Annotated in this window: 1 protein-coding gene; it reads right to left on the bottom strand. The window is 73.9% G+C overall.

Features of this window, described 5'->3' with window-relative positions:
• The coding region (locus AB7U92_RS24520; RefSeq protein ID WP_428583052.1) for a CHAT domain-containing protein at window positions 1-3,239 on the bottom strand (3,239 nt) is incomplete at both ends.

Here is a 3,239-nt window from a genome sequence, read left to right as displayed (position 1 = left end):
GCCGCACCCCCGCCGGTGTTGCCGAGGTGGCAGCAGTTGATGAACACCAGCTCCGGCACGTGGCGCATCTGCCGCACGTCGCCGGGGGTGAGGAAGGTCTCGCGTCCGATCACCATGCCGGACAGCTTCTTGCGCCGCTTCAGCGGCACCGCCAGGCGCCCGTCGGGCAGCTCGACGGGCACGGCCTGCGCGGCAGCGTCGGCCGAGCCGGGTGGTGCCGCCTCGACCACGTCGACCTCGAACTCGTGCTCGCCATGGCCGGCCAGGTGCAGCACGCGCCAGGCGCGCGCGTGCAGGCCGTCGACGATCTCGGCGGCCTGCGCGTCGATCGCCTCGCCGGCGAAGTAGCCGGCGCGGGCGAACACCTCGCGCACGCGCTCGGCCTCGCGGCGCGCGCCGGGCAGGTCGGCGAAGGCGTTCCAGCCGGCCAGATCGGGATTGCCGACCACGAACACGGTGTTGTCGAAGGCGTGCAGCGGCTCGATGCGGTACTCGGCCGTCTTGAGCTGGCGCACCATGCCGCCGACCACCGCCGGCGGCCGGCCCTGGTGGCTCCAACGGTCCTCGAGCAGCTCCCAGGGGAAGCGCGCCGAGGCCTCGTCGAGCAGCAGCACGATGTCGCGCTGGTCGGGCGAGCTCTGCTTCAGGCGCTGCGGCAGCAGCATCTCGAACAGCGTCTTGGAGACCTCGCCGCTGGCCGCGGCGCTGCCGCAGGCCTGGGCGATGAAGCGGTCGGCCAGGCGCAACTGCCCGTCGGCGAGCGACTCCTCGGCGCGGGCGCGGTCGGCGGTGGTCACGAAGCGCAGGCTGTCGGTGCGGCGGTCCTCGATGACCTCGATGCGCTGCCACCACGACTGGTCGGCGTCGAATCGGCTGCGCTGGCGGCGGCCGGCGCCGGCGATCACCGACGATTCCTTCCAGGCGATGCGCGGCCCCAGGTCGGCGCTCTCGGCCAGCACGGCCAGCTCCTTGGCCGCGGCGATGGCCAGGTCTTCGTAGAGCTCGATGAACTCCACGTGATCGATCAGCACCTGCTGGTCGAGCTGGGCGTCTTCCAGCTTGCGGTTGGCGGCCAGCGCGCCGCGCAGCAGCGCCTCCATCGAGTCGCGCACCTGCAGGCTGCCCGCGCCGGTGCCCACCAGCAGGCAGCTCACGCTGGCGTTGAGGCGAGCCGTGCCCGCGCCCGCCGCGCTGCCGCGCCGGGTGGCCGCGCGGGTCTGCAGGCGCAGTGCGTACTCGAGCAGCGCGTCGCGCGCGCCGGTCTCCAGTCGGCCCGGGGAGAGATCGCCCACCTGCCCGAGGCCGACCACCAGCGCGCCCTCGGGCTCGCGGGCCGGGTCGTCGTTGAAGAACACCGCGTGCGTGCCGTGCGGACCGGGATAGAGACCGAGGTCGCGGCGGCGCGTCAGCGGCCCCTGCGGCTGGTCGCCCTTCATCTGCCAGTCCAGCGCCGCTTCGGCGCTGACGATGGTGTCGCCGGCGTAGTGGCCCACCAGCACCGGGAAGCGCGCGTAGCGCAGGTCGCCGTGGCGGATGCTCACGCGCAGCTGCGCCGAGCGCACCGCCACCGCCGCGCCGCGGCGGCGCGCGCGGCCGCCGCCGAAGCCGAGGCCGCGCACGGCGGCGGCGTCGGGCAGGTCGTCGGTGACGGGCAGCGGCGGCAGCACGAAGCGCTCCGGCTCGCCCGCCGCGCGCGCGCGGCCGGGCGGCGTGGTCGGCAGCTGGTCGGTCTTGCCGGTCAGCAGCAGGTCGACGTAGCCACGGAAGATGCGCCGGTCGTCGGTGTTGCTGCACAGCTCGTCGTGGCCGGTGTCGGGCGCGTAATAGGTCGGCACGTCGGCCAGCCGGCCGGAGGCCCAGCTCACCGTGCCGTCGCCTTCGCGCGTGGCGATGAAGCGCAATTGCCGGCGCGCCGTCCAGTTGCCGGCGAACTCCTCCTCGACGACCTCGTGGCCGATCACGGTGGCGTTCTGGCAGCCGGCCACGTAGACCATGCGGCCCGCGTCGACCGGGGCGCTGCGCAGCAGCTTCCAGGTGGCGGCGGCCTGGCGCAGCGCGGCCTCGTCGGCCAGCGGGAAGCCGGCGCCGAGTTCGGCCTTGAGCTGCTTCCAGGTCGACAGCTGGCCCCAGGGGCTGCGCTCCTCGTCGAAGGGCAGCAGCTCGGCCAGCCCGGGGAATCGGCGCACGATGTCGATCACGCCGTGGGTGCCGCGGGTGAAGTCGAGCAGCGCCAGCTTGGCCTCGGTCGGGTTGGTGCCGGTGAGCCAGCGCACCGCCTCGTGCGAACCGAGGTTGGGCGTGCCCAGCATCAGCAGCCGGCTGCCCGGCAGCGCGCTCATGCGCCGCCAGGCCTGCGCGCCGGCGCCGCCGTCGGCGATCATCGCGCGGGCCACCAGGCCGCCCATCGAGTGCGCCACGATGTGCACCGGCTGGCGCGTGCGCTCGGCCTCGGGCAGCAGGCCTTCGAGCCGCTGCGCGAGCTGCTGCGCCGCCTCGCGCACCGAGCGCCGCCAGTCGTAGGGATGGATCTCGACGCGGTGGGTGCGCGTGAGGTGCTCGATCAGCGGGCCGTAGAAGTCGTCGAGCAGGTCGGTGGGCCGCACGTCGGCCTGGTCGATGGCGATGTCGCCGAGGCCGCCCTTGAGCAGCGCGAAGTACTCCAGCCACACGGCGCGGTCGCGCGCCGACAGCGCGCTGCCCATGGTGCCCGGCACCACCACCACGATCGGCCGCGGCGTGGTCACCGAGCGGCTGGCACGCACCGCCGAACGCCAGCGCGGCTCCTCGTGCGGCGCCTCGGCCAGCGAGGTGAAGCCGGCGTCGCTGCCGTCCTCGCGCGCCAGCGCGTCGGCCAGCCAGTCGATCGACTTGCGGTTGCTGAAGTAGCGGAAGTGGTTGACCTGCTCGCCTTCGTCGCGGCGGAAGCGCGCCGCGCCGCCGGCGCGCGCGATGCCGCCGAGCATCGAGCCGGTGTTGACCACCAGGTCGTGGTCGCTGCCGTAGAACCAGTCGAGCGCGAGGATCTTCAGCTGCCCGAACAGGCCCTTGCCCTGCACATCGCCGCAGATCACGCTGAGGTCGGCGGTGGTGGTGAGCTGCGGCAGGTGCAGCAATCGCGTCAGCGCCGATCCGGGCATCATCGCCTCGATGCCGGGCAGGGTGCGCGGGTCGGTGCGCTGCTTGATGACCGCCAGCAGGAAGTCGGCGGTGCCGCCGATCAGGCCGTCGCCGGTGAGGAA

Origin of the sequence: Piscinibacter sp. (assembly GCF_050175855.1) — a bacterium.
In the GTDB taxonomy this organism is placed as follows: Bacteria; Pseudomonadota; Gammaproteobacteria; order Burkholderiales; family Burkholderiaceae_C; genus Piscinibacter.
This window is presented reverse-complemented; position numbering and strand designations above follow the sequence as displayed.